The sequence below is a fragment of the Sphingobacterium sp. WM genome, assembly GCF_029542465.1.
GTDB classification, from domain to species: Bacteria; Bacteroidota; Bacteroidia; order Sphingobacteriales; family Sphingobacteriaceae; genus Sphingobacterium; species Sphingobacterium cellulitidis.
The window spans coordinates 1501088-1523913 of sequence record NZ_CP120709.1; the positions used below are offsets into that span (position 1 = coordinate 1501088).

The following is a 22826-nucleotide window of genomic DNA, read 5'->3' on the forward strand; positions in this document are numbered from 1 at the left end:
GACAATTTAATTAATGACCTATGCGATATTTTACTGGCCTTTTATTACTGTTTATTTCATTACAAACTGCTTTTTCTCAGCAAATCTGGTTAAGTGGAAATCAAACAAAACAAGACTTTGGAATCCAATTTAATGAAGCTCATTTTCTGGTCAGCATTCAAGGGAAAATATTGGCAGTCGATCCCGTAATTGTTGATGATTTCCATAATAGAATTGATTACGATTTTGATAATAAGGTTAGATCTATCTCCGGTGTAAGATTGGATTATGATTTTCAGGGTCGAATCCGATCCATTGGAAATCTTGACTTCCATTATGACTTTGATGATAGGATTGACAGGATAGGGGATCAAAGAATCGACTATAATTCTATTGATAATAGTGTTTCTAGAATAGGAAACCGTAGAGTGAAATACAGTTTTTTTAATCAGGCGGTTGAACAAATTGGAGATGAAAAAATCGAGTATGATTTTGATAATCGAGTTGAAAGAATAGGAAATGATAAGGTGTACTATGATCTATGGAATAGGATCAGTCAAATTGGAAATGTAAAAGTTGATTATGATTTACGAAATATGGTCAGATCAATAGGAGATATGGTTTTTCAATTATGACCTCTGGAATAGATTGACTTCCATTACTGGAGGTACTGACAACCATTATGTTCATCGCTATTGGTTAATTTTAAGGTTGAATAGAAACTGAGTAATAGAAACTAAGGTATAGGAAATTTATTGAAATTTTTATAGATTTAATTATCTGTAAATTAATGATTCATGAAAAAGGCAATTGTGTTCTTAATCTTTCCTTTGTTGTTATCCCTGACTTCCTGTAATAAAATCCTGATGAGTGCCGCTGGAATAAAGAAAATCCAGGAATTCGATTCAGTGAATTTTGAAAAAACGACCGAATATTTCAAAGAACTATACCCTGCAACCCAATCCATCTACGTTTCAGACTCTGCTTTTACAACATACAGAAAATCCTTTGCAGAATTTTCCCGTAATGAACTCGATCAGCCTATTCAAATTTTATACTTTGATAAAGATCAACTAAAATCATTTCATGCAAACTGCTATGCAAAGCCCTCATTGACCATGAGGTTAGATTGGAACTATGACGGCAAATTTGACAACTATTTCCCCAAAACCGCATTAGAGATACCGAATAATAAAGGCTTACATTCCATTACATCCAATTTCAATATCCCAGTATCAAAAGATCAAAGCACCATTGTCTTCTTCTGGAGCAACATGTTGAACCGAGAAAGCAAAAGAGCCTTTAAACAAATCGTAGATAATATCCACAAGTCCCCAAATCATGAACAACCCAATGTCATCGCAATTAATACCGACAATTCTTTTATAGGCTTTGAATAACAAAAATCTATTTCAACTATACTGAATGGGCACAGGTTAGAGGGCGTATGCAATCCGCCCCTACATTTCGTTTCATTTATACATTCCGTTCAGAATTATCAAACCCCATCGGGGTGACATATTTGTAGCAAAAAATCATTTATCAGTATTCAGCCCCGTGGGGGCGACATATTTGTTGTAACCCCATTTTATCATAAATGGGCGTATGCAATCCGCCCTTACAATCCGTTTCATATATCCATTATCCATTCCATCCTACATTATCAAACCCCATCGGGGTGACATATTTGTAGCAAAAAATCATTTATCAGTATACAGCCCCGTGGGGGCGACATATTTGTTGTAACCCCATTTTATCATAAATGGGCGTATGCAATCCGCCCCTACAATGCGTTTTAAATATCCATTATCCATTCCATCCTACATTATCAAACCCCATCGGGGTGACATATTTGTAGCAAAAAATCATTTATCAGTATACAGCCCCATGGGGGCGACATATTTGTTGTAACCCCATTTTATCATAAATGGGCGTATGCAATCCGCCCTTACAATCCGTTTCATATATCCATTATCCATTCCATCCTACATTATCAAACCCCATCGGGGTGACATATTTGTAGCAAAAAATCATTTATCAGTATACAGCCCTATCGGGGCGACATATTTGTTGTAACCCCATTTTATCATAAATGGGCGTATGCAATCCGCCCCTACAATCTGTTTTATATATCCATTATCCACTCCATCCTACATTATCAAACCCCATCGGGGTGACATATTTGTAGCAAAAAATCATTTATCAGTATACAGCCCTATCGGGGCGACATATTTGTTGTAACCCCATTTTATCATAAATGGACGTATGCAATCCGCCCCTACAATGCGTTTTAAATATCCATTATCCATTCCATCCTACATTATCAAACCCCATCGGGGTGACATATTTGTAGCAAAAAATCATTTATCAGTATACAGCCCCATCGGGGCGACATATTTGTTGTAACCCCATTTTATCATAAATGGGCGTATGCAATCCGCCCCTACAATGCGTTTTAAATATCCATTATCCATTCCATCCTACATTATCAAACCCCATCGGGGCGACATATTTGTTGTAACCCCATTTTATCATAAATGGGCGTATGCAATCCGCCCCTACAAGCCGTTTCATATATCCATTCCACATCCAACAAAAATTACCTGATTTCAGGTAAAATCAATACTGATATTTAGGGATTGACTAACATTCCTTCAGCCTATATTTTTGATAAACACAACTGAGTAAACATCTGAAATGCATTTCAGAAAGGATTTACTCCATAAAATCCAATAGATCTATAGAAAAATTAAATATTTATTATGAAAAGAATAATCAAATTAAAAGGGATGTTTGCTATGCTAATTATGTTGGTAGGATTAGCAACAATTGTTTCCAGCTGTTCTAAGGATGACGATAATCCTGACACTGGAGGTGGCAATATTGACGCCGCTGTAGGAACCTATAAAGGGACAATAAAAATTATTGGTGGAGATGATAAATATAATGAGCTGATCGAGGTAACAAAAGTATCGAATGATAAAATAAAGATTACTGCTAAGAACAGCAGTTTAAATCTGCCTGTAAAAGAGGTTCAGGTCTATAATAATGCAGGTCAAGGAATTCTGACCACTTCCACTGAGCCAAATGGAATTTTCATTTATACCGTGTCAAATAAGGCGGTATCTTTTGTTGCTAAGGTAACTTCTGAAGGTGAAAAAATGTATAGCTTCGAAGGGACAAAGCAATAATTTAGAACCAAATTAGTAAAGTTTTTTTCAAGATAATACTACACTATGAAGGTCATTTGAAATGGTTTTAACCTATCAAATGACCTTTCTTTATTTCAATTCTCTAGGAGAAATTGATGGATTATTTGCTAGAAAAATGGGTGTTAACTTCTCGTATTTACTCAGCCGAAGAATTAAATTTCTTCAATTTTTTTCATGACTCTTTCGGTAAAAGGATTACAATAGCATAGATTGAAATCGAAGAGTTCTTCTGGGGAATAGGATTTTTCAATTTCAGAACGCAACATGCCCTTTGCTCTATTCAGGCGAACCTTAACATTAGCTTCACTGATGTCGAGCAAGGTTGAAGTTTCCGAAATATTTAACCCATTGATCTCCCTAAGTGCAAAAACCAATCTATAATCTTCCGGGATCCTCAGCAGGGAAGCTTCAGTTATTTTCCCCAATTCATGGCTATAAACTTCCCTTTGAGCGTCGTTATTTGTGTTGTTGAACATAGGCCTTACATTTTCATTAATAAGTTCATTGGCAAGTTCGTTTTTGAAGCTGAACTTCTGTTTTTTACGATAGCAGTTATTCAGCATAATCCGGATGATCCAGGTCTTAAAACTGGAACCTTGTTTAAATTGAGCCAGACTTTTGAATGCATCGATATAACTATCTTGCATTAAATCCTGCGTATCCTCATGATTGTAATTATAAGAGCGGCCAATCTTATAGAGATAGGAGTTAAAGCGCCTGACAATGATCTCATACAATGGCTTTTCTCCATGTAATATGCGCTCGATAATTTCAGGTTCCGTTAATTGCTCTGTCTGATTCATGATCATTATCCTACTATTTTTGCTAGTCTGGCCATGGATAAGGCGGCAATGGCCATAACCAAATCACGTACTGCCACATCTACATACATAAATCCCGCTAATAAGGTAATTGCAATCAAGGTCAGCCATGCCGCAACAATAAGACCTCCAATTTCAGCTTTCTTGAACACAATAATCCCCGCCACAATTTCTATAACCCCAACAATCATCATAAATACCGATACTGAAACCGGCAACAGGGACGCAAAGGATGGGTTTACATATTGGGACCAATCTGTAAGCAAGTTAGTGAATTTGTCCGCGCCAGCAACAATAGGTACAATGACAAATGTGTATTTTAATAAATTGAATGTTGATACCAAACTGGTATTCTTGATTGAACTTTCCATGTTTTTTCTTTTTAATAAGTTTGTACTTAATTAGGGTAAGTGACAACTGGAAAGGTTACAAGAGAATTGGATTTTTTTCCTAAAATCCAGCTTTGATTTTTTCAATCCGGTTCAATGCAAGGCTATATTCAAGTTCATGTCTGGGAAACAATATTTTTAACCTTGAAAAGAAATCTATCGCTTCCTGAATCATAATGGCAAAAAATGATTTTGCATCTATATTGATGCTGTTTTCATCAATGGTCATCTTGATTCTATCCGCATTTAATTCAATGGACACAGGTAAGGGTTGACTAGGGAAGGTAAAATAGCTTTTTGATGCGGTTTGCAACTCTTCAATTGAATTGATAAAATAATGCCAGAGATCTGTGATATCATCCCAATAACTGTAATCCATGAGAATTTTATCTTGATAGCTCATTAATAAAACCCCATCCAAAAACTCAGGGTCTAATCCACTAACATCTTTATCCAGCATTTCCGAAAGTAGAGTGAATTTGGAATGATCTATCTTTCGGACATTCTTAATCTTATACTTCTTATCATTGATAAGGCAAGTTTTTAGAATTAAATCCTCCATTGATTAATGTGATGAATTTTCTGTTAAATCTAGTTATTCTATCAGGATCCAACAACCAAAAGCTGATGGATATTTAACAAAATATCAACCGCTTAATAAATGTTTGCAACAAAACTAAAATTAATAGATTTTCCAGTATTTTAGACTAGAATAAATATAATTAAAATGCAGTTAAGCCAAGATCCTAACTATCCAACTGTTAAAGGTGAAAAGGTTATTTTAAAGCAAATAGCTCTTTCTGACCTGGACGAAATTATGGAAATCTGTTATTATGATGGAGTTTTGCCATCTACCCAAATTGAAACCATTGAAACTCTTGAGAAAATATATAAGGATTATTTAAATGGGGAAGCTATTCATTGGGGAATTTATGATTCGCAAAGCATGCAAATTGTTGGCACTTGTGGTTATTATCGTGGATTCAAAGATAATGCTGGAGAACTGGGCTGCATTTTGCTTTCTGATTATTATGGCAAAGGATATATGACTCAGGCACTTCAGCAAGCCATTGATTATGGAAGAACTAACTTAAAGCTGAAGCGTATTTTTGCAATTACTAATCAGGATAATAAAAAGGCAATTGAATTATTGCAAAGGTTGAACTTCATAGAAATCCAAAATTTAGACGATAATTGCATTGAATTTGATCTCAAATAATTGAAGGTAGCATCTTTTATCTTTCAAACTACTTGGAAGCCAGATATTCATCTTTTAGTAAGGAATATAAGGTTAAATCCAGGTATTTTTCATTGACATATTCCGCCTGCCTGAGAATCCCTTCTTTTTTAAAATTCAATTTTTGCGGAATAGCCTGACTTTTTAGATTCTCTACAGCTGCTTTTATCTCAATTCTATTCAATCCCAATTCTTCAAATCCATAGGTTATCAATCTTTTACAGGATTTTACCACAATGCCTTTACCATTCTTTTTCTGATCGATCCAATATCCTATTGCTCCTAATTTATTGTGCCTATTGAGATGATGTAATCCAATCCGACCTACCGCTTTCCCTTGATATATAATGGTAAAACTCGCCTCATAATGCTCCTGATTTTTAAAAATTGCATTTAGAATATACTCTCTAAAATCTGCTTCCTTCGCCATGTGGTCCACCCAAGGAAGAAATACCGATAAATAATCCCTATTGTTTTGAATGATTTCGAATAACTCAGAAACATACATGATGGAAGAGCCTTCCAAAACGATGTCCTCATCTACAATTAATTTCATTTTGATTTTTTTCTTTTCATAATTGGTGCCCAAACTATTCTATTGATGCTAGGTAGATAAACCGATCGATTATGAGTGGGAATCAAATTTATATTTTATTTTGCCCATAACCAACCTATTAAATCATAATTCTTGTCATAGGGCAAGTTTTTCCCCCGATTGATAGGCTAACTTTGATTAACACTAATAAATAAAAAATCATGGAAAGAGCAAAATCAGCACAATTGAATATTATTATCCCTGCCTATAGAATGCATACCCAGACGTTTATCAATGTATTGGATGGCGTCTCTGAAGAAGATTCCAAGAAAAGAGTTGAAGACCGCACAAACAATTTAATTTGGATGGCTGGAAATTATGTGAATGTACGTTATAGCATGGGGTCAATTTTGGGATTAAAAGAAGAAGATCCTTATCAAGACCTATTTTATATGGGAAAAACTCTAGATCCACAGAAAGAATACCCTTCTTTAAAGCAATTACTCGATAATTTTCATCACATTTCACCAAAAGTATATCAGACATTATTGAATGCCGATGATAATCAACTCGCAGAAATTTTTGAAATCCATATGGATATTCCATTCATCAAAGAAGACAAATTGAACTTCATTGGTATGTGTATTGGAAGAGAGGATTACCTATGTGGTCAGATGGCCTTAATGCGTAGAATCTTAGACTATCCTAGTATGAAATACGATGTAGATAATAGTATTGGATATTAGGAAATAAAAATTAATATTTGAGTAATCATCAAGCAGCCTCTAAAAGAATATTTTAGAGGCTGAATTTTTATAGGGTTATTTAGTAAATATTCCCGATTTAATATAGGTGTTCTTTTTGTTTTCCTAATAGTTTGATAACTGACTCATTAGACGTTTAAACCAATGTTTAATATTAATATTTTGTTAAAAATATTTATTTATTAGCTAGTAGTAGCCTATTTTTTCATCAAACATCAATAATATTTTATTTTATTGAGAAAAGAAATTAAATTAGTATATACTTTCCGAAAGTACCTGATTATTAGATTGAATAAGCCAATTATTTTTACATCATTTTTTATTTACAGTATAAACTCTAAGTTATGCAGCAATTAAATGAAAACCCGAATAATGAACTAGGTTCTTCAGTAAAATATTATTCATTATTTCTTCGAGTTAACCATTACAATCCTGCGGCTCTCTCTGACATGAAAATGTGGTATAGTTTATTGGCCAAGGTTCCTGTTCCGATTAGTGAATATAAGCTTTTGGAAGGTACTATGATAGGAAGCAAAGAGGTGTTAGAATGTCTTCAGTATTTTGCAAGTTTAATGAAATCTTCTGACAGATTATATTTTTATATTACAGCACATGGCGACCAACAACGCGCTGAAAATGATCCAGGTGAAATTGATCGAAAAGATGAAATCATTCTTTTGGATAATGGGGATAAACTTCTTGATAATGACCTCTTTGATTGCTTTTGCAAATTTGAAGAAGGAACTCAAATTATTTTTGTAGTTGATGCATGCTCATCAGGTACAACTTATAAATTGAATAAAAAAAATGTACATAGAGAAACATTTTTTAAAAAATCAGAAACAAATAATTTTGACGGTCTTTCCGCAGAAATTATTTACTTAGGTGCTTCACTTGATGGTCGCTTAGCTCAATTAGACAATAGTGGATCTGTATTTACTAAAACTTTATTCCAATTCGTAAATACATCAAGTAATTTATCATTCCGGGATCTATTCAAAAAAGTTTATAAAAAAATAAAAGATAATCAAGAACCTGTTTATACTGAAATAAGTAGAAGGGGAGTCAATCTCTCTTTCAATTTCGATGATGATAAAATCGCAGTACCTTTTAGGGACCAAGCCTCTTTCCCGAGATCCTAAATAATTAATTTCCACAAATTACCTCAAATTATTAATCATGAAAAATATCTTCCTTTCCTTAACGATGGTATTATTAGTAGGCAACCTTTTCGCCCAATCATCTATAAATAATTCTGAAATATTTATAGATACCATAACAACTTTCCAGTTGTATTCAGATGAAGATTTGAATCCCATTCAACTTTTTCCTAAAGCAACCGACCAAAATTATACGATGGGCTTTGGATTCGGTATTTCAAGTCTTAGATATAAATCTTGGTTTATTTTTGCTCCGGTTACCAAAATTGATAATTGGATATTAGGGAAAAACACTACTCAAGGATTAAATACAATTGTACTGCCGCCATCAATTTCATTAAATGGCACTGCCTTCACTCCGGATGACCTTCGATCTACCGAGCCCATAACTAATGATCGACCCTATGCTTTTTTACTAGCGCTATCTACTAAAAGAGGATATATCGACTCAGAAAGAGATATGGTATTCAGGTCAGAATTGAATATAGGAGCATTTGGTTTAAATATAGGGAAATGGGTACAAACAAAAATTCATGAACATGCAAATGAAAATGATACAAAGCCTCCTTATACCCCACGTGGTTGGCATAATCAAATTGCTAATGGCTTTGCACCGGCATTCTTATATGCATTATCTCTTGGAAAAAGAGTCGTTGACTTACCGTCACAAAAACAAAATAGATCCTATTTCGATATGAAAATTGGTACAGGTGGTTCTGTGGGTTATTATACTCAGGTAAATGGTTTTGCCTCGTTAAGATTAGGATTATTAGATTCCAGGAACTGGATACAAGAATTCAATCCTTTAGGAAATATGAGCAAACGAATTACAGATAATAATTCTGGTAGACAATTAGGTGAAATATATGTATTCGCTTCTGCTCAACCTACTTTTATGGCCTATAATGCCATGCTAAATGGAACAATTTGGCGAAATTCAGTCCATACCTTGAATTGGAACCAAACTAATCATCTAATTCTTGAATGGACAACCGGAATAAGTGCTCATATTCCCTTTAAAAATACAAAAAGATCATTGGATGTCACTTGGGCCGTTAATGCCGGAAGAACATCAGAATTAAAAACTGAACTTCAAAGAACCCACTATTGGGGTGGTGTTTATTTAGGGTATTCATGGTAAATATGCTCCAATAGCAACAGCATTAAAGACTAACGCATAGGACTCGTATTATCTCTGCAGGCATTAATGGGCTCATGTTCATACTGCCTGCTATTACAAACCTTTTAAGTGATTTTCAATCAATTCATGATTATCCTCTGAATATCCTCTAAATATTTCCAGGATCTTACCATCCTTGTCAAGAAGATAAGCCCTAGGAATAGCCTGAATTCTATATTTTATGGCTTCAGGAGAATACATGCCCAGTTGGTCAGAAACATTCGTCCAGGTAATCTGGTCTTCCTGACTCGCCTTTGTCCATGCATTAAAATTCGTATCTATACTAAAGGAATAAATTTCAAAACCTTTATCCTTATACTGATTATATAAGGTAATCAATTGCTTATTACTTAGCCTACATGGTCCACACCATGCAGCCCAAAAATCTAATAAAACCATCTTACCTCTCAAATCACTTAGCTTCACTAATTTTCCATCTACAGTCTTACCCTCGATGTTGGGAGCTATATCTCCAGATTTAAGCAAAGTGGTCTTTAAAAAATCCTTTATAAAATTCCCCATGGAACCATTTTGTATGGTTTCTGGAAATCGATCATATGCCAGCTTAAGACTATCTTTTGAAAGGGTGTTTCTTAAAAAATAAACCTCTTGCATCAAGGGGTAGGAGGGCTCCAAGGAAAAAATGTTTATGACCCTCACTCGATCGATAGAATCCCCAAATTGACTTAACTTATTGATCAAAATCTTTTTCTTCTCCTTATCGCTTTCTGCTTCAATCTTTTCATATAACATACTATGCTTATCCCATAAGGGTGAAAGTTGATCTGAAATTTCTCTATTTAACTTATTAATTTCTGAATTTTCAACAATTAATTTATCAAAACTGGAACTATCTCCTTTAACTATCCAAGTGCCTTTTTCAATCCACAAGGAAACATATGGGCCGTTTTCAGCTTGTAAGCGATAACTTGATGGTTCCAAAACCTCGCCTTTAATAGTCAGTTTCCCATCTTTCATCGTGCCGATATAACTATCACTAATTTTGCCAAGACTAGAAAGATGAAATTTAGTGTCATCAGGAAAACCTGTTATTTCAGCATTTATGGTAAAACTACCCTTTTGACCTTGGACAGTGAAATATGTGAAAATCAGCAATAAAAGAGATAGATACTTCATTTAACAATTGGTTAGTGAATGGATGCTTTAAGTTAATAAAAATTGAATTGACTTTTTAATTCTATTTATATTTTATAGTTATAACCTGATAGATTTTAGAAAATAATCATAAGAAAAGGCGAAACTGAGATTCCTTTTCGCCTGATTAGATATAATAATTAGTGAGGTTTGTTTTTAAAATTTAATGGTCGCGGTTAAATAAAATGCTCTTGGAGGATTGGAAACTGTAGAATATAAAGCATTATTTTTTACAGCTTGATCATATTGCTCTTTCGTGAAACTATTATTCCCCGCCAAAGATTCTAAGATTCCACCTGGCCTGACCCAACTCATGACTGCATATTTGTTCAATAAATTATTAACATTCAGACTCAATTTGAGTCTTTTGTTGATATCATATCCTGCACCAAAATCAAATTGTGAGAAAGCTGGTAATGTAAATGCATTGACCACATTCGCCTGTCTTTTCCCTAGATATGACCAAGTAAGGAAACTATAGAATTTTCCAATGGTATAAGTAGGAGTGATGTTCATAATTATACGAGCATTATTGTCCGTTTCATTGCCTGAATATGAGATTTTTGTATCATCATCTGGTCCAGGTTCGTTGGCTACCCATTGCTCCAAGTTATTGATTTTGGATTTTTGTAAAGTTAATATTCCTCGGACGCTCAAGGATTTATATACCTGCCAATCTGCTTCAACCTCAACTCCAAGGGTACTATATTTTCCGTAAAGCATCTCAGGAACATAGAATCCGCCACTTTCTGCTTGGAAAAATTGAGAATTTGGAACCCCACTTAACATACTGTAAAAGGGAGTGACAAATAAATTTAATTGATCGGTTCTTGCCTTTAACCCCAATTCTACCTGTTGTGTGGTTCTTTGCTGTGGGTTTAACAATCCAATGGTTTCCTCTCGGTTTGCTGCAAAGTAAATATCCAAATCTGGTGCTTTCTTACCTTGAGAATATCGGCCATATAAAGCTAAATTTTCATTGAATTTATAGTTCAGTGCTCCGGAAAATGAAAAACTGTGCAGGGTTTTATTGAAGTCTACGGAAGATATTCTATCAACCGTATTATTGTCATAGAAAGTTTTAGGATCTCCATCGACTCCTCCTTGGACTCCGGTTTTCATATATACGCGATCATTATTCCCTTTTACATTCATGTTTTCATATCGGACGCCCCAATCGAATGTTAAATTCGGATTGATATTCCAGGAATGACCGAAAAATAAAGCCGCTAACCTCTGTTTTGCATGAAAGGTTAAGGAAGCTCCATTATCCCCATTCGCCTGCGCAATCCCATCCGAATTTGTCACCTGATGTAGACCTGTGGTCCCGCCTAGTGTTCCGCCCGTAAAATCCAATGTCAAGTATTGAGGACGGTTTTCAATGGTACTGATTGCAACACCATCAATACCTGAATAACGCTCAACATTGGTGTGACCAAAATATCCACCAATGGTAAAGTTCATGTTAGCTGTCGATTTCTGAAAACTGAATTGATCGATAAACTCCTTTACATCGTTGTGGTAGGCCCCAAACGTGGTCATGAATACTCCATTTGCCAATAAATCCTGACCCGGTAGCTCATTTTTGCTGACCGTATAATTAGGCATTCCACCCGGACCTAAAGCAGATGCCACTTGCATCATTTCTTCTCCCGTCTTCGCATTTTTAAAAGAATAAGAACCAATGCCTAGACCTGTCATCCCCGATAACAAGAAATAGGAGGTGATATCTGTGGCACTCATTGTGGTTACTGAACCCGGAGTATTGTATAAAATATTGTTTTTGGCATATCTAGCCGCATTGTTAAAGGTCCAATCGTTGCCTAACTGATGCTCCCAATTCATGGCAACTGAACGATATTTGCTGTGAACCAGGTTCCTTGGGTTGAACTTCATTGAGCCTCCATAAATAAAGTCTTGAGAAGAATAATCCAGCGCTGGCATCAGAACACTGGAATAAATATTAAAACCATTTGCAGGCTCGGGATTGTCAAAGCCGTGGGTCGGAATGAATTGTGCATAACCATTTTTATCATTCAAGTATTTTACAAATACTTTTAATGTACCCTTGGAATATTTCTTCATTAGATTTCCTTTCGCCTGTCCACCATTGTTCATGGCATATCCTGGATATCGTCCACTTTGGTCATATCAGAAAAAACCGCCAATATTGTAATACCAGTTATTTCCCAATGGACCCCCATAGGAAATATCAGCCCGTGAATAACTATGCCCATCACGATCCAATAGTCCATATTTTAAGCGAACTTCTCCTTCCTTAGTATCTGATCCAGTTTTGGAAACATAATTAAAAATCCCTCCAGGAGCATTTGCCGCTGTTATGGATGCTGTACCACCACGCACAGCCTCTAAACGGTATAAAGTCACATCTGGACGTAAGAAAAAGTCCGGACCATAGTTGAAGTAAGTGGCATTCGTAATAGGAATCCCATCTTCTTGCATGGAAACATACTCATATCCAAAACTTCCATCTTGCGTTCCTACTGTTATCCCACGGCTAGCCACCGAGTTTCTAATTTCACCCAATGAAGAATTCACAAAAACTCCAGGAACATTCTTTAATAAATCGGCTGCTGAAGTGCTCGCTAATTTCTCCATCTGACTCGCATTTAAGGTGGAAATCGCTACTGAAGCATCCATTCGCTTTCGTTTGTCAAAGGTCCCCGTCACAAAAACCTGATCCATCGTATTGCTGGATGGTAATAATATTACAGTGAGGAACTGCCCAGCACTTGCTTTCAGTTCTTGATTTTGATATCCTAGAAAACTAATCTGCAAGGTTAGTTCCTGAGATTCTACATTAAGAATTTCAAATGTTCCATCTGTAGCCGACGGAACGCTGCGATTGCTGTTTTTGATTCTGATGGTTGCTCCCGAAATAGGAATTCCTTGCTCATCTTGAATCTTTCCCAAGATGTTATTTCCCTGGGCCCAAGTAATCTCTATGTTGAACAGCATAAGCATAGCAAGGGCTAGACAGCCAATAAAGGGTATCTTAATTTTCATGTTTTTAGAATTTAAAGGTTCTTATCTTAAGCGCAGAATTATTGGCTTGTTATATTTCTAATCCTGTGATTTTGCCAATGTATTTTTATTTAGGGAATGATCTAAATAGTAATATGTTTTGAGAAAATGATATAATTCTGGGAACACTCTTTCTGGTAACATCCCATGCGGATAACCTGGGAAATTATGTAATTCAACAGGAACTCCAGCTTCAATTAACTTGATCCCAATATCCAATCCCGCATCTCTTAATGGATCTACTCCACATGTTGCTAAGTAGGTAGCTGGTAGGTTTCTGTAATCCTCAATTTCCCCTAAAATGGCGTTTTTCGGCAAATTGTTTTTATAATTTTCTCCAAAGTAATAGGATAATAAAATAGGAATATCTGCACCCTTCACCCCAGGGATTTCCCATAATTCACGCATTGAAACAGAAGTGGTATCGATATTTCCCGGAGGAAAAAATAGGGCTTGTAATTTTATTTCAGGACCTTTCTTCTCGCGATTCATCAAGACCAAGCTTCCAGCAATTCCTGCACCTGCACTACCACCTCCAACACCTACTAAAGATGGATCTGCATTGAGTTGCGGAGCATTTTTGATGCTCCATAAAAATGAAGCATAGGCATCATGAACTGCAGCTGGATATTTATGCTCTGGTGCAAATCGATAATCTACCGAAATAACCAAAACATTTGACCGAACCGCAATACTCGCGCAATTCTGATGGTCCCAGTTTAAACTGCCATAAACATAACCGCCGCCATGGAACCATAAAAATATGGGAGTCTTTTCCGAAGTTTTAGGCTTATAAATCCTGATTGGAATCTCGGGATCGCCAGCATTCAAACCTGGAATCTTTTTATAGATAATATCAACGCTATCCGCATTGCTAATTTTAGGGATTTCCAATTTCCCCTGCTTCTCTCTTTCTTCCTTAATATGCTTTAAATTAACTTCCATAACTGGCATGAAAGCAAGTGGCGAAAATTGCGGCAGCAAACGCTTGCTAACCTCCTCTTTGCTTAAAATTTTTATCTCTTTATGTTCCTGAGCCTGTAACAGGTAGGGGAAAATAAAGGTCAGGCAATAAATAAGTATATTTTTCATATTTAAAGAGGTTGATTATTGACCATATTGTTTGACCCATTTGACAACTTCGGAATAGACTAACTTTCGGATGCTGCTATCTTTAAGGTTCAGATCATGACCTGCGCCTTGAATAGGAATGAATTTATTCTTGACCTTCTTGTCCTCCAAAGCTTTTACTAGAATTTGAGCTTGGATAAATGGTACGACTTTATCATCCGTACCATGTACAATTAGTATTGGAATAGGTTTTACAAATCTGACCGGACTAGCGGAAACGAATTCCGGGTCAATATCCTTATTTATATCATAATCCTTACCCGTCATCTTTACCAAAACCTCCTTAAGACCAGCTTTTTCAACAAAGCCCATCATTTCTTTGCTCGTAAAATCCACAGGTCCGCAAAATTCAGTTATAGCATTGATTTTCTTGTCTGTAGTGTAACTATATAACATGGCTAAATGCGCACCTGAACTGACTCCAGACATCACAAAACCATTCTTGCGGACATTCCAGTTATCAGCTTGGGAAATACAATAATTCAATGCAGCATCTACATCAGCAAGCATTTCCTTATAATGGACATTCTCATGGTTAGCATATCGATGGTTGATACTTGCAACTGATATCCCATTGGTATATAGCGTATCCATAAAATCCTGAACATTTTCCTTGTTGGCAATCGTCCAAGCTCCGCCATGAATTAGTAAAACAAATGGAGTCTCTTTGTTGCGCTTGGCTGGTAATTTCACATCCATGATGTTCCTCGCATCTGTTCCATAGGCAACATCTTTCAGTATAATCGATTCCGAACTACTAACTGACTTTTGAGATGAACAACCACTCAATAATAATATTAAGCTGAGAAAATAAATTGACCATTTCATATTTTTAGAGATTAAGGTTTTATAATTAATTTATATATTGCCCTGTTCCAGTTAATGCTAATCCAATTCAAATCCTTTTATGAAACTTATTGCTGTTTCTTCTGGAAATCGTCTTATAGAATCTTCAAAAATGATGGAAAGATTAACATAAGCTATTATTGGTTATACCAATTGCTAAGAATTGGCTCAAAATTTATTTAAAGTTATGCTTGCATAATAAAAAACTCATATCGAAACAGGAGCTTTTTGATACGAAACAGGAATATTTCATTGTTTCATTCGATCCTGCAATGGACTAACCCCGAAAAATCGCCTATAAAGGTTTGCATAGTGGCCTCGATTATTATAACCATAGAGATGACAAATCTCCGAAATAGGAAGGTCCGTATGAATAATCATGTGTCGAGATTGTTCTAATTTTTCTTTAATTAAGTATTGATGAATGGGCAGACCATACATCTTTTTGAAATTTTTCTTGAGGTCAAATTCATTGATACCTACCTTCCTGCAGATTTCCTTGATGGTTATGGTTTGTTGAAGGTTTTCATGAATGATATCCCTTGCATTTTGAACGATGGCTCTCGTTTTATCTGACAACTTTTCAAAATGCTGATCAATTTCAAAAGTTTTTTGAAATTCAAGCCAGTAAAACAGGAATTCCAACATTTTACTTTCCAATAACATGGTCTTTTCGAGATCCATGGGTGAAATCTGAATAATCTGATTTTGTAAATTTTGAATATTGGGATGCTCACAGAAGATTCTAAAGCATTCAGAAACATGCTGGTTCTTAATTGAAAAATACTTTTCAGGTATAAAGAATCGAAAACCATCAACCTCCGTAATATCCCACTCAAACTGCTTGTCGCCTTGTATACTAGCTGATCTTAATTGTCCTGGTTTATCTATCCTGAGGTCGACCATTCCCTTTTCTCCAACCGGATTATTGGATATAAAATGGGTGCTTTCCTTGAAATTCCACTTCCCCCGAATAAAATGAAAATCATTCCGAATAAAAAGTAGGAGACCACCACTCGCTATTTCATCTGGTGTAACAATCTGTACTGAATTCCAAGCCGAATTTTCAATGAAATTATAATTCTGCGTTAGGGAATTTAAATAGGCTCTTGGATTAATATAAGGTATATTCAATTCCATAATCAGTATTTCTAAATTAATAACCAGTATAGCGAATTGTTAGTACCTAATATAGAGCTAATTAGCGGATTAAACAAATTTCTTATAGATTTATATATTATCAAATTTATGACTAAAACATCAATAAATTTGTCGCTCTTATCAATAGAAGCTTAAGTGGAACAAGCTGCAATCCTTCAATTCGGTTTGACGAAATATTCTACTTGAATCATATAAAAAATTGTTTGTCAGATAGTAAAAGGATTGAAGAAAAAAATTAGATTTACTCTTAAATTTGATAGGCTATCATATTTTAATAAATGTAATTAACCAATTTCATTGAATGAGAAATCTATATTATTTTTTCCTAATGCTATTATTATTTTCAAGTTGTTCGAACCCTACTCAACATAATGATCCAATTCCAGTTCATGAAACTTTTACCATTAAATCCGCCCAAGTAAATGAGGATAGGACGATAAATGTCTGGACTCCCGAAAATTATAAGACTAGTACGGACTCCTTGGAAGTTATGTATATGCCAGATGGCGGAATTAAAGAAGATTTTCCTCATATTGCCAATACTTTAGCACAACTCGTGGAAGAAGGCAAGATAGATCCTTTGATTCTTGTGGGGATAGAAAATACTGAAAGAAGAAGAGACTTAACTGGCCCTACTGAAGTGGCAAAAGATAAAGAAATTGCCCCTGTAGTAGGAGGTTCTGCAAAATTCAGAGCTTTTATCAAAGAGGAACTTATCCCTGAAATCAACAAACGATACCGGACAACTCATCGAAAAACTATCATTGGCGAATCCCTGGCTGGGCTCTTTGTAATGGAAACATTCTTTCTAGATCCAGATATGTTTGAGAATTACATTGCCTTTGACCCTTCACTATGGTGGAACAATTCCAGTTTGCTGAATTCTGCCAAAGAACATCTGGCAAAATTACCATCTGATCATAAGGCCCTTTGGTTCGCCGGATCCAATGCTACGGATATCTCAAATAATACGCATAAACTAGCGGAAATTCTGGAGCATACCGATACCCCAAATTTAGACTGGGGATTTGCCCCTGAACCAAACGAGGAACACTCTACCATTTTCAGAGCAAAAAAAGAACAAGCTATTCTTTGGACCTTGGAAAAATTATAGGCTCCTATTATTGCAACTCTCATAGATTAATTAACTGACTATTTATTACTAATATGTTGATAACTTGATTATTTTTAATATTAATCATTTGAATTATTATATTGAAATAAATGCCAATTAAATGAAAATAACCAATTTAATATTAGCAATCTGTTTAATTATTTTGACCTCATGCAAATCAAAACAACTAGTCGTTCATTATAAGGATACTTTTCAATTAGATAATCTCCATTTAAAAACTGTTATCAAAAATGAAAGTAGATCAAAAGATATTACTCCAAAACATAAATTTGGATTAGGAAAAAATTTATATCCCAATAAAAAGAATTATGTTTTGGGGATACCTCAGATTTATGAAATTTACGATAAGCCAATTTTTAATCTTAAAACTAATTATTTCTATTCGGAAAAAGACAGTTTGGTAAAAGTAATACTATACGAATGGATCGTTGTCAAACATAAGAAAGATGACTTTTTTGAAGATGAAAATTATGAGAAAAATGCTGATTTTTTTCAATTAAAATTTGATTCATTAGCTAATTTTCTTTACCGAGAATTCGGAAATCCTATCTTAAAAAATATTGAGCACATTACTGACAGTGACAAGACTTATAGAGATGATTTAAAATTTAAAAGAGCAGATGGACTCAATGCATATTTATTTATGTTTAAAAGGAATATTAATGGTTATAGAGAGATAAGACTTGTTGTATATAAAGATTAACTTATAGAGAAATCAAAAAAATAAAATTTTATATATTAGATGATTAGGCGAAATATATCAATTTTTTTATAAACTAGCTCCTCATAAATAAGCATTTAACTTTCCATTAATTACAACCATTTTATGAAAAAGTTAATTCCATTTTTATACCTGTTTTCTATCATAAATCATTTAAATGCCCAGGATTTGGAACAAATATTTAAACCACTGCTTAGTGCAAAAAATATTAGTTATACAGACCATATATTACAAAAAGATCTTTTTAGTGATCAGCTGTTTCGAGATACTGCAATTGCTTACTTTGATTACTCAGATAAGGATACCCTTATTAAAGTCCAAACTGCAAAATATGAAACCTGGAGAGATCCTAATAAGTTGGTATTAATTGATAAAAATGATAGTACCTACAGACTTAAGAATGCAAATGAATTTGCAGGATTAATTTATAATTCTTTCAATGAAAGGTTACAGCGTTTCTTTAAGGAGAATCCCAAAAGTAAATCCCTATTACCTCAAAAAGATACCATAGTTAATGATATTCCATATCTATATTATAAATATGTTTCTCTTGACTCCATTGAGCATGGGAAAAGAGTTTATACTGGAATGATTTTATTAGTAGATAAAAAAAATCAAATTCCAGCTTATTTGAGAGTAGAAGATGAGGGGTTTATTGACGATTCAGAAACCCATATTGTATTTTTTGAAGAACATTGGATTACAAATCTGAAATTGGATGATGTTAACTTCTTGGATATTGCAGATATGCGGATTCCTGAACATATTAAGCTTGAAGTTCCTCGCAAAATTAATCCCTTATTAGAGAAAGGAACTGCTACACCAGTTCTAGGATTTAGAAATGAGGATGGAAAGGAGATGAATTTGTCGGACTTTTATGGGAATACAGTTTTGCTAAATATCACTTGGGTTGGTTGTCCACATTGTATGCAATCTATTCCAATGTTAAACATGCTTAAGGAACAGTTTACAAATAAGAATTTGAAAATTATTTCTTTGTATCCATTGGACAATAAGGAAAATGTCCTCAAAATGAATCAAAGTTTTGCTGTCAATTATGAGTTCTTCTTAAATAATGAGAATACGAAGAGTAATCTGGAAAAATTTAATATTAACGGATATCCTACCTTTTACTTGATTGATAAAAATGGGAAAATTATCAAAGGATGGTCTGGCTATAGTAAGAAAATATCAAATGAAATACTTGCTTCCATACAATCATCAATTCATTAAACCTTGAAAATGTAGAATGATTCAGTCCAATTTTATGAATAGTTCACTTCCACTATTTCTAGGAATAATATTTATTTTGTTTTCATGCGAAAACAAAGTTGAAAAATCGGCTAAAAGTCCCAATCATATCAGTGAAAATGAACAAGTCCAAGCTGAGAACGCACAACAGGACAATGATATAAAACAAGGAAATCAATCCCCTCAAATTGATACGCCGGCAACTGAAACGGTTGAAGAATTCTACAAAGCTATTTTCGATAAGGATGCTAAAAAAGTTGAACTAATGTTGGAAACAGAATTCCCAGCTAGTTATGCGCCTAAAAATAAAATTACCCCATTACAGGCTGTTATCTGGACTTTCGATAATGTACAATTAGTAAAGTTGTTAGTTGAAGGAGGTGCGGGTATTCATAACAAAGATTTTTCAGCAGTATTGACTGCATCCGAATATGGCCGACTGGAGATCTTGAAGTATTTGATTGAAATAGGTTGTGATATAAAAAATAATGAAGCTTTCAATAAGGCAGGATTTTATCAGTTTTATGAGGGTGCAAAATTACTCTTGCAAAAAGGAGCCAATCAAGAATTGGGTGATGTAAGAGGAAAAATTTGGGTATTTGAAAAGGCAGTACTTAAATCTGATTATGAAGTGTTAGATTTATTAAACCTATCAAAAGATGAACTCAATTACTCGAATTGTAATGGTGAAACTGCCTTGATTATTGCTGTAAGGCAAAATAATTTAAAAATGGTAAAATATCTCATTGGTAAAAATGTGGATAAAAATAAGCCAGAAACCTTCGATTGTGGAGATGATATTTCATTTGGGAAAACAGCGCTGGAATTGGCAAGAGAACATAAGTTTTCAGATATAATTTCTTTCTTGGAATAAAGGCTTTATTTTTTCTTATACATTTTAAATAGTCAATATTTCAAATCTTGCTCAAAACAATAAATCATAATTTCAGCTCACAATTCTGATAAAAAATGAATCTTAATGATGAGCAATTCAATCAGAAATTAAAATTATAAGATGATTTCTTGTTAAATCTTGATTGAAATTAAATATATTTAGCATAAGAACATATACATCTTATATTTTGAGAACAACTCTTAAATTTATAGTAGCTTAATATTAGCCTCAAAAACCACAGGCTGATAATTCTTTCGTTGGGGTAATTCTGCCCTAACCGGTTTTTCATTTCATCATATCATTCATTCGTAGCCTTGCATTATTGAGCATTCTCATAATGTGTTTTGTATGATTCAATAAACTCATCCATTCCAAGCTGCCTTCGATCATTCTGAATGATATCGAAAAATTCACTAAAGAATTTATTAAGCGAGATTATAAATAATGATTAAGGAAAGTACATGGAGGATAAAAGTTCTTAATCCTCCACATTTAAATAAACAATGCAACCGTTGCAAAAACCATAAATTTTATTGTAGTGAGAAGTTCAGAATGAATGCTCAAAAAAAGAACATTGATATCTGGTTAATTTACAGATGTTCAAGCTGTGATAATACCTTCAATATGACCATCCTGTCCAGAACTAAATCAGATCTAATAGACAAAGGTTTGTTCGATAAATTTTCTAAGAATGATAAAGAAACAGCCTGGGAATATGCCTTTTCATCAGAAATTGGAAAGAAAAATAATGTCGAAATTGACTTTGGCAGTGTTGAATATCAGATAAAATACAATGGCGATCAACTAGAGGATTTATTAAAGTCTGACTATAGTGCGATGGTCTTTCGAATTGATTATCCGTTTAATTTTCAACTTAAAACATCGTCCATCATTAAGACCTGTCTAAATCTTTCAACAAGCCAACTGAATAAATTGATTGAAGCAAAAGTCATTTATGTTCAAGGTAGCCCTCTTCTGAGGAAATATAAGGTAAGAAATGGAGATGTTGTCCAGATCAACATACAGATATTTCGAGAGATTTATGGTTTGTGGGATAACAAATAAAAAAGGCCTTAATAACTTTTTAATCATACCCTGAGTTCTTTATTGCCAATTTTGACAAGCCCTCTTTTTTCGAATATATTGGATCACAAAAAAGCTTCAATCCATGAAGCTTTTTTTGTGATCTTTTTTTGTCAATAGTCAAATTCCAGCAACTTATTCCTAGTTTATCAACTTCAACTTTGCATACACCGGCAGGTGGTCAGAAACAGAACCAACTTCATTTATTACTCGACTTTCCAGTAGTTCAAAATGATCGCTGAAGAAGATATAGTCCAACCGCATTGCTGGTTTGTCAGATGGATAGGTGAAGAAGTTGCCTTTATCATTCATTGCTGCAGCCTGAATGTTCTTACCCAAGAATGTCTTAATTGTTGGATTTCTCTCTTCAGGACTGCTGTTAAAATCACCAACTAAAATAGTTGGATATCTTTTGATGCAATTTTCATATAATTCAAGGACCGTTTCAGAGTGCTTTTGTCGGGTATCTTGATCAAAGGCTTCAAGATGTACATTGATGACCAAGATATCTTGATTTTCGAACTTTAAAGTACATATTTGAGCCAGACGGTCCAGGTAAAAAGCCTTGTAATAGAATGGAGCACTTTCCACACTAGCTAAGGTATCTATCTTCTGTTTTTTAATTTCGAATTTTGAAATTAGGGATTGACCAGAAATAATCTTTTTGAAGTGAATATTGATCGGCCAGTAGGGGTAGGGAACATATTCCTTGTCCCAGTTAGTTGCCCTAGCAGCATAAGGATAATGCTTATTGGCCAATTCAAATTCTTGGTCAATTTCAAAGCTGCGATGCGAGCCATAGTCTATTTCTTGGAAAGCAACAATATCAGGATTTAATTCTTTGAGAAAAGATTTCATAAAAGATAGGTTCTGTTCATGGAATTTTCTCTCTTGCTTTACTGGCAAATTATTGGTCATTCCACTTAGGTAGCCGATATTATAAGTCATTATACTTAGAGTAGAATCATTTTTTGAAGACGAACTCAAGGTTTGGTCCGATAGTCTTATGATTTGACTAACGGCTCGCTTATCATGAGTCTGTCCGCTTGCCCAATAATAGATATAGATAGGCAGTACAGCTAAAATTCCCAACAAAAGAATGGCAATGTATAAAGTCTTCTTCATG

At 34.4% G+C, this 22826-nt stretch carries 23 protein-coding genes; 12 read left to right on the plus strand and 11 right to left on the minus strand.

Translation table 11 applies throughout. The features are described 5' to 3' along the window. Positions 1–20: 20 nt before the first annotated feature. From PZ892_RS06405 to PZ892_RS06415, 3 genes are all read left to right on the plus strand, one after another. Positions 21–614, plus strand: coding sequence for a hypothetical protein (locus PZ892_RS06405; protein ID WP_277712507.1), 594 nt, complete (start codon positions 21–23; stop codon positions 612–614). Between the two features lie 162 nt (positions 615–776). Further along, positions 777–1379 (plus strand): hypothetical protein, encoded by a 603-nt coding sequence (locus tag PZ892_RS06410; protein WP_277712508.1) that lies wholly within the window; start codon positions 777–779, stop codon positions 1377–1379. A gap of 1362 nt (positions 1380–2741) precedes the next feature. Next, positions 2742–3170: a hypothetical protein gene (locus PZ892_RS06415; RefSeq protein ID WP_277712509.1), complete on the plus strand. Its 429-nt coding sequence runs from the start codon at positions 2742–2744 to the stop codon at positions 3168–3170. Between the two features lie 173 nt (positions 3171–3343). On the opposite strand, the gene PZ892_RS06420 is transcribed toward PZ892_RS06415, so the two are convergent. The 3 genes from PZ892_RS06420 to PZ892_RS06430 form a co-directional block, all read right to left on the minus strand. Further along, positions 3344–4000, minus strand: coding sequence for a sigma-70 family RNA polymerase sigma factor (locus PZ892_RS06420; RefSeq protein WP_277712510.1), 657 nt, complete (start codon positions 3998–4000; stop codon positions 3344–3346). Beyond that, positions 4000–4383 carry a hypothetical protein gene (locus PZ892_RS06425; protein WP_094256960.1) on the minus strand — a complete coding sequence of 128 codons (384 nt, stop codon included), beginning with the start codon at positions 4381–4383 and terminating at the stop codon, positions 4000–4002. Before PZ892_RS06425 ends, PZ892_RS06420 begins: the two co-directional genes overlap by 1 nt. A 79-nt stretch (positions 4384–4462) precedes the next feature. Continuing rightward, positions 4463–4963, minus strand: coding sequence for a hypothetical protein (locus PZ892_RS06430; protein WP_277712511.1), 501 nt, complete (start codon positions 4961–4963; stop codon positions 4463–4465). Between the two features lie 165 nt (positions 4964–5128). Between PZ892_RS06430 and PZ892_RS06435 the strand changes: the two genes are divergently transcribed. Further along, the gene (locus tag PZ892_RS06435) at positions 5129–5620 is read left to right on the plus strand and encodes a GNAT family N-acetyltransferase (RefSeq protein WP_277712512.1); all 492 of its coding nucleotides are present in this window, start codon (positions 5129–5131) and stop codon (positions 5618–5620) included. 28 nt (positions 5621–5648) lie between these two features. On the opposite strand, the gene PZ892_RS06440 is transcribed toward PZ892_RS06435, so the two are convergent. After that, the gene (locus PZ892_RS06440; protein WP_094257186.1) at positions 5649–6194 is read right to left on the minus strand and encodes a GNAT family protein; all 546 of its coding nucleotides are present in this window, start codon (positions 6192–6194) and stop codon (positions 5649–5651) included. A gap of 200 nt (positions 6195–6394) precedes the next feature. Between PZ892_RS06440 and PZ892_RS06445 the strand changes: the two genes are divergently transcribed. From PZ892_RS06445 to PZ892_RS06455, 3 genes are all read left to right on the plus strand, one after another. Beyond that, positions 6395–6919, plus strand: a complete 525-nt coding sequence (locus PZ892_RS06445; protein WP_277712513.1) for a DinB family protein — start codon at positions 6395–6397, stop codon at positions 6917–6919. A gap of 362 nt (positions 6920–7281) precedes the next feature. Continuing rightward, the gene (locus PZ892_RS06450) at positions 7282–8079 is read left to right on the plus strand and encodes a caspase family protein (protein WP_277712514.1); all 798 of its coding nucleotides are present in this window, start codon (positions 7282–7284) and stop codon (positions 8077–8079) included. A gap of 37 nt (positions 8080–8116) precedes the next feature. Then, on the plus strand, positions 8117–9238 hold the full coding sequence (locus tag PZ892_RS06455) for a lipid A-modifier LpxR family protein (protein ID WP_277712515.1): 1122 nt from the start codon (positions 8117–8119) through the stop codon (positions 9236–9238). A gap of 93 nt (positions 9239–9331) precedes the next feature. On the opposite strand, the gene PZ892_RS06460 is transcribed toward PZ892_RS06455, so the two are convergent. The 6 genes from PZ892_RS06460 to PZ892_RS06485 all read right to left on the minus strand — a co-directional run bounded on the left by PZ892_RS06460 (position 9332) and on the right by PZ892_RS06485 (position 16594). Beyond that, positions 9332–10414, minus strand: coding sequence for a TlpA disulfide reductase family protein (locus tag PZ892_RS06460; protein WP_277712516.1), 1083 nt, complete (start codon positions 10412–10414; stop codon positions 9332–9334). Between the two features lie 174 nt (positions 10415–10588). Continuing rightward, positions 10589–12550, minus strand: coding sequence for a TonB-dependent receptor (locus PZ892_RS06465; protein ID WP_277712517.1), 1962 nt, complete (start codon positions 12548–12550; stop codon positions 10589–10591). A gap of 33 nt (positions 12551–12583) precedes the next feature. Then, on the minus strand, positions 12584–13459 hold the full coding sequence (locus tag PZ892_RS06470) for a TonB-dependent receptor (protein ID WP_277712518.1): 876 nt from the start codon (positions 13457–13459) through the stop codon (positions 12584–12586). Positions 13460–13516: 57 nt separating this feature from the next. After that, complete coding sequence (locus PZ892_RS06475; protein WP_277712519.1) at positions 13517–14569, minus strand: alpha/beta hydrolase; 1053 nt, start codon at positions 14567–14569, stop codon at positions 13517–13519. 15 nt (positions 14570–14584) lie between these two features. Next, positions 14585–15436 (minus strand): alpha/beta hydrolase, encoded by an 852-nt coding sequence (locus PZ892_RS06480; RefSeq protein WP_277712520.1) that lies wholly within the window; start codon positions 15434–15436, stop codon positions 14585–14587. Positions 15437–15703: 267 nt separating this feature from the next. Continuing rightward, entirely contained in the window at positions 15704–16594 is an 891-nt protein-coding gene (locus PZ892_RS06485) for an AraC family transcriptional regulator (protein WP_277712521.1), read from the minus strand. 349 nt (positions 16595–16943) lie between these two features. On the opposite strand from PZ892_RS06485, the gene PZ892_RS06490 reads away from it, so the two are divergent. The 5 genes from PZ892_RS06490 (at position 16944) to PZ892_RS06510 (ending at position 21682) form a co-directional block, all read left to right on the plus strand. Continuing rightward, on the plus strand, positions 16944–17729 hold the full coding sequence (locus PZ892_RS06490; RefSeq protein ID WP_277712522.1) for an alpha/beta hydrolase-fold protein: 786 nt from the start codon (positions 16944–16946) through the stop codon (positions 17727–17729). Between the two features lie 121 nt (positions 17730–17850). Continuing rightward, positions 17851–18453, plus strand: coding sequence for a hypothetical protein (locus PZ892_RS06495; RefSeq protein ID WP_277712523.1), 603 nt, complete (start codon positions 17851–17853; stop codon positions 18451–18453). A gap of 123 nt (positions 18454–18576) precedes the next feature. Then, complete coding sequence (locus PZ892_RS06500) at positions 18577–19704, plus strand: TlpA disulfide reductase family protein (protein WP_277712524.1); 1128 nt, start codon at positions 18577–18579, stop codon at positions 19702–19704. A 34-nt stretch (positions 19705–19738) separates the two neighbouring features. Next, positions 19739–20596, plus strand: coding sequence for an ankyrin repeat domain-containing protein (locus PZ892_RS06505; RefSeq protein ID WP_277712525.1), 858 nt, complete (start codon positions 19739–19741; stop codon positions 20594–20596). 573 nt (positions 20597–21169) lie between these two features. Further along, positions 21170–21682 (plus strand): DUF1062 domain-containing protein, encoded by a 513-nt coding sequence (locus PZ892_RS06510; protein WP_277712526.1) that lies wholly within the window; start codon positions 21170–21172, stop codon positions 21680–21682. 159 nt (positions 21683–21841) lie between these two features. Here PZ892_RS06510 and PZ892_RS06515 read toward each other — a convergent pair whose 3' ends face one another. Then, positions 21842–22825 carry an endonuclease/exonuclease/phosphatase family protein gene (locus PZ892_RS06515; protein WP_277712527.1) on the minus strand — a complete coding sequence of 328 codons (984 nt, stop codon included), beginning with the start codon at positions 22823–22825 and terminating at the stop codon, positions 21842–21844. Position 22826: the final 1 nt, after the last annotated feature.

Excerpts from the sequence above, each read along its gene's own strand:
- PZ892_RS06505 (WP_277712525.1), top strand. The coding sequence starts at position 19,739 with ATGAATAGTTCACTTCCACTATTTCTAGGAATAATATTTATTTTGTTT.
- PZ892_RS06455 (WP_277712515.1), top strand. The coding sequence starts at position 8,117 with ATGAAAAATATCTTCCTTTCCTTAACGATGGTATTATTAGTAGGCAAC.
- PZ892_RS06470 (WP_277712518.1), bottom strand. The coding sequence starts at position 13,459 with ATGAAAATTAAGATACCCTTTATTGGCTGTCTAGCCCTTGCTATGCTT.
- PZ892_RS06425 (WP_094256960.1), bottom strand. The coding sequence starts at position 4,383 with ATGGAAAGTTCAATCAAGAATACCAGTTTGGTATCAACATTCAATTTA.
- PZ892_RS06495 (WP_277712523.1), top strand. The coding sequence starts at position 17,851 with ATGAAAATAACCAATTTAATATTAGCAATCTGTTTAATTATTTTGACC.
- PZ892_RS06430 (WP_277712511.1), bottom strand. The coding sequence starts at position 4,963 with ATGGAGGATTTAATTCTAAAAACTTGCCTTATCAATGATAAGAAGTAT.
- PZ892_RS06435 (WP_277712512.1), top strand. The coding sequence starts at position 5,129 with ATGCAGTTAAGCCAAGATCCTAACTATCCAACTGTTAAAGGTGAAAAG.
- PZ892_RS06500 (WP_277712524.1), top strand. The coding sequence starts at position 18,577 with ATGAAAAAGTTAATTCCATTTTTATACCTGTTTTCTATCATAAATCAT.
- PZ892_RS06475 (WP_277712519.1), bottom strand. The coding sequence starts at position 14,569 with ATGAAAAATATACTTATTTATTGCCTGACCTTTATTTTCCCCTACCTG.
- PZ892_RS06485 (WP_277712521.1), bottom strand. The coding sequence starts at position 16,594 with ATGGAATTGAATATACCTTATATTAATCCAAGAGCCTATTTAAATTCC.
- PZ892_RS06410 (WP_277712508.1), top strand. The coding sequence starts at position 777 with ATGAAAAAGGCAATTGTGTTCTTAATCTTTCCTTTGTTGTTATCCCTG.
- PZ892_RS06460 (WP_277712516.1), bottom strand. The coding sequence starts at position 10,414 with ATGAAGTATCTATCTCTTTTATTGCTGATTTTCACATATTTCACTGTC.
- PZ892_RS06440 (WP_094257186.1), bottom strand. The coding sequence starts at position 6,194 with ATGAAATTAATTGTAGATGAGGACATCGTTTTGGAAGGCTCTTCCATC.
- PZ892_RS06490 (WP_277712522.1), top strand. The coding sequence starts at position 16,944 with ATGCTATTATTATTTTCAAGTTGTTCGAACCCTACTCAACATAATGAT.
- PZ892_RS06420 (WP_277712510.1), bottom strand. The coding sequence starts at position 4,000 with ATGATCATGAATCAGACAGAGCAATTAACGGAACCTGAAATTATCGAG.
- PZ892_RS06510 (WP_277712526.1), top strand. The coding sequence starts at position 21,170 with ATGAATGCTCAAAAAAAGAACATTGATATCTGGTTAATTTACAGATGT.
- PZ892_RS06480 (WP_277712520.1), bottom strand. The coding sequence starts at position 15,436 with ATGAAATGGTCAATTTATTTTCTCAGCTTAATATTATTATTGAGTGGT.
- PZ892_RS06405 (WP_277712507.1), top strand. The coding sequence starts at position 21 with ATGCGATATTTTACTGGCCTTTTATTACTGTTTATTTCATTACAAACT.
- PZ892_RS06515 (WP_277712527.1), bottom strand. The coding sequence starts at position 22,825 with ATGAAGAAGACTTTATACATTGCCATTCTTTTGTTGGGAATTTTAGCT.
- PZ892_RS06415 (WP_277712509.1), top strand. The coding sequence starts at position 2,742 with ATGAAAAGAATAATCAAATTAAAAGGGATGTTTGCTATGCTAATTATG.
- PZ892_RS06465 (WP_277712517.1), bottom strand. The coding sequence starts at position 12,550 with ATGAACAATGGTGGACAGGCGAAAGGAAATCTAATGAAGAAATATTCC.
- PZ892_RS06450 (WP_277712514.1), top strand. The coding sequence starts at position 7,282 with ATGCAGCAATTAAATGAAAACCCGAATAATGAACTAGGTTCTTCAGTA.
- PZ892_RS06445 (WP_277712513.1), top strand. The coding sequence starts at position 6,395 with ATGGAAAGAGCAAAATCAGCACAATTGAATATTATTATCCCTGCCTAT.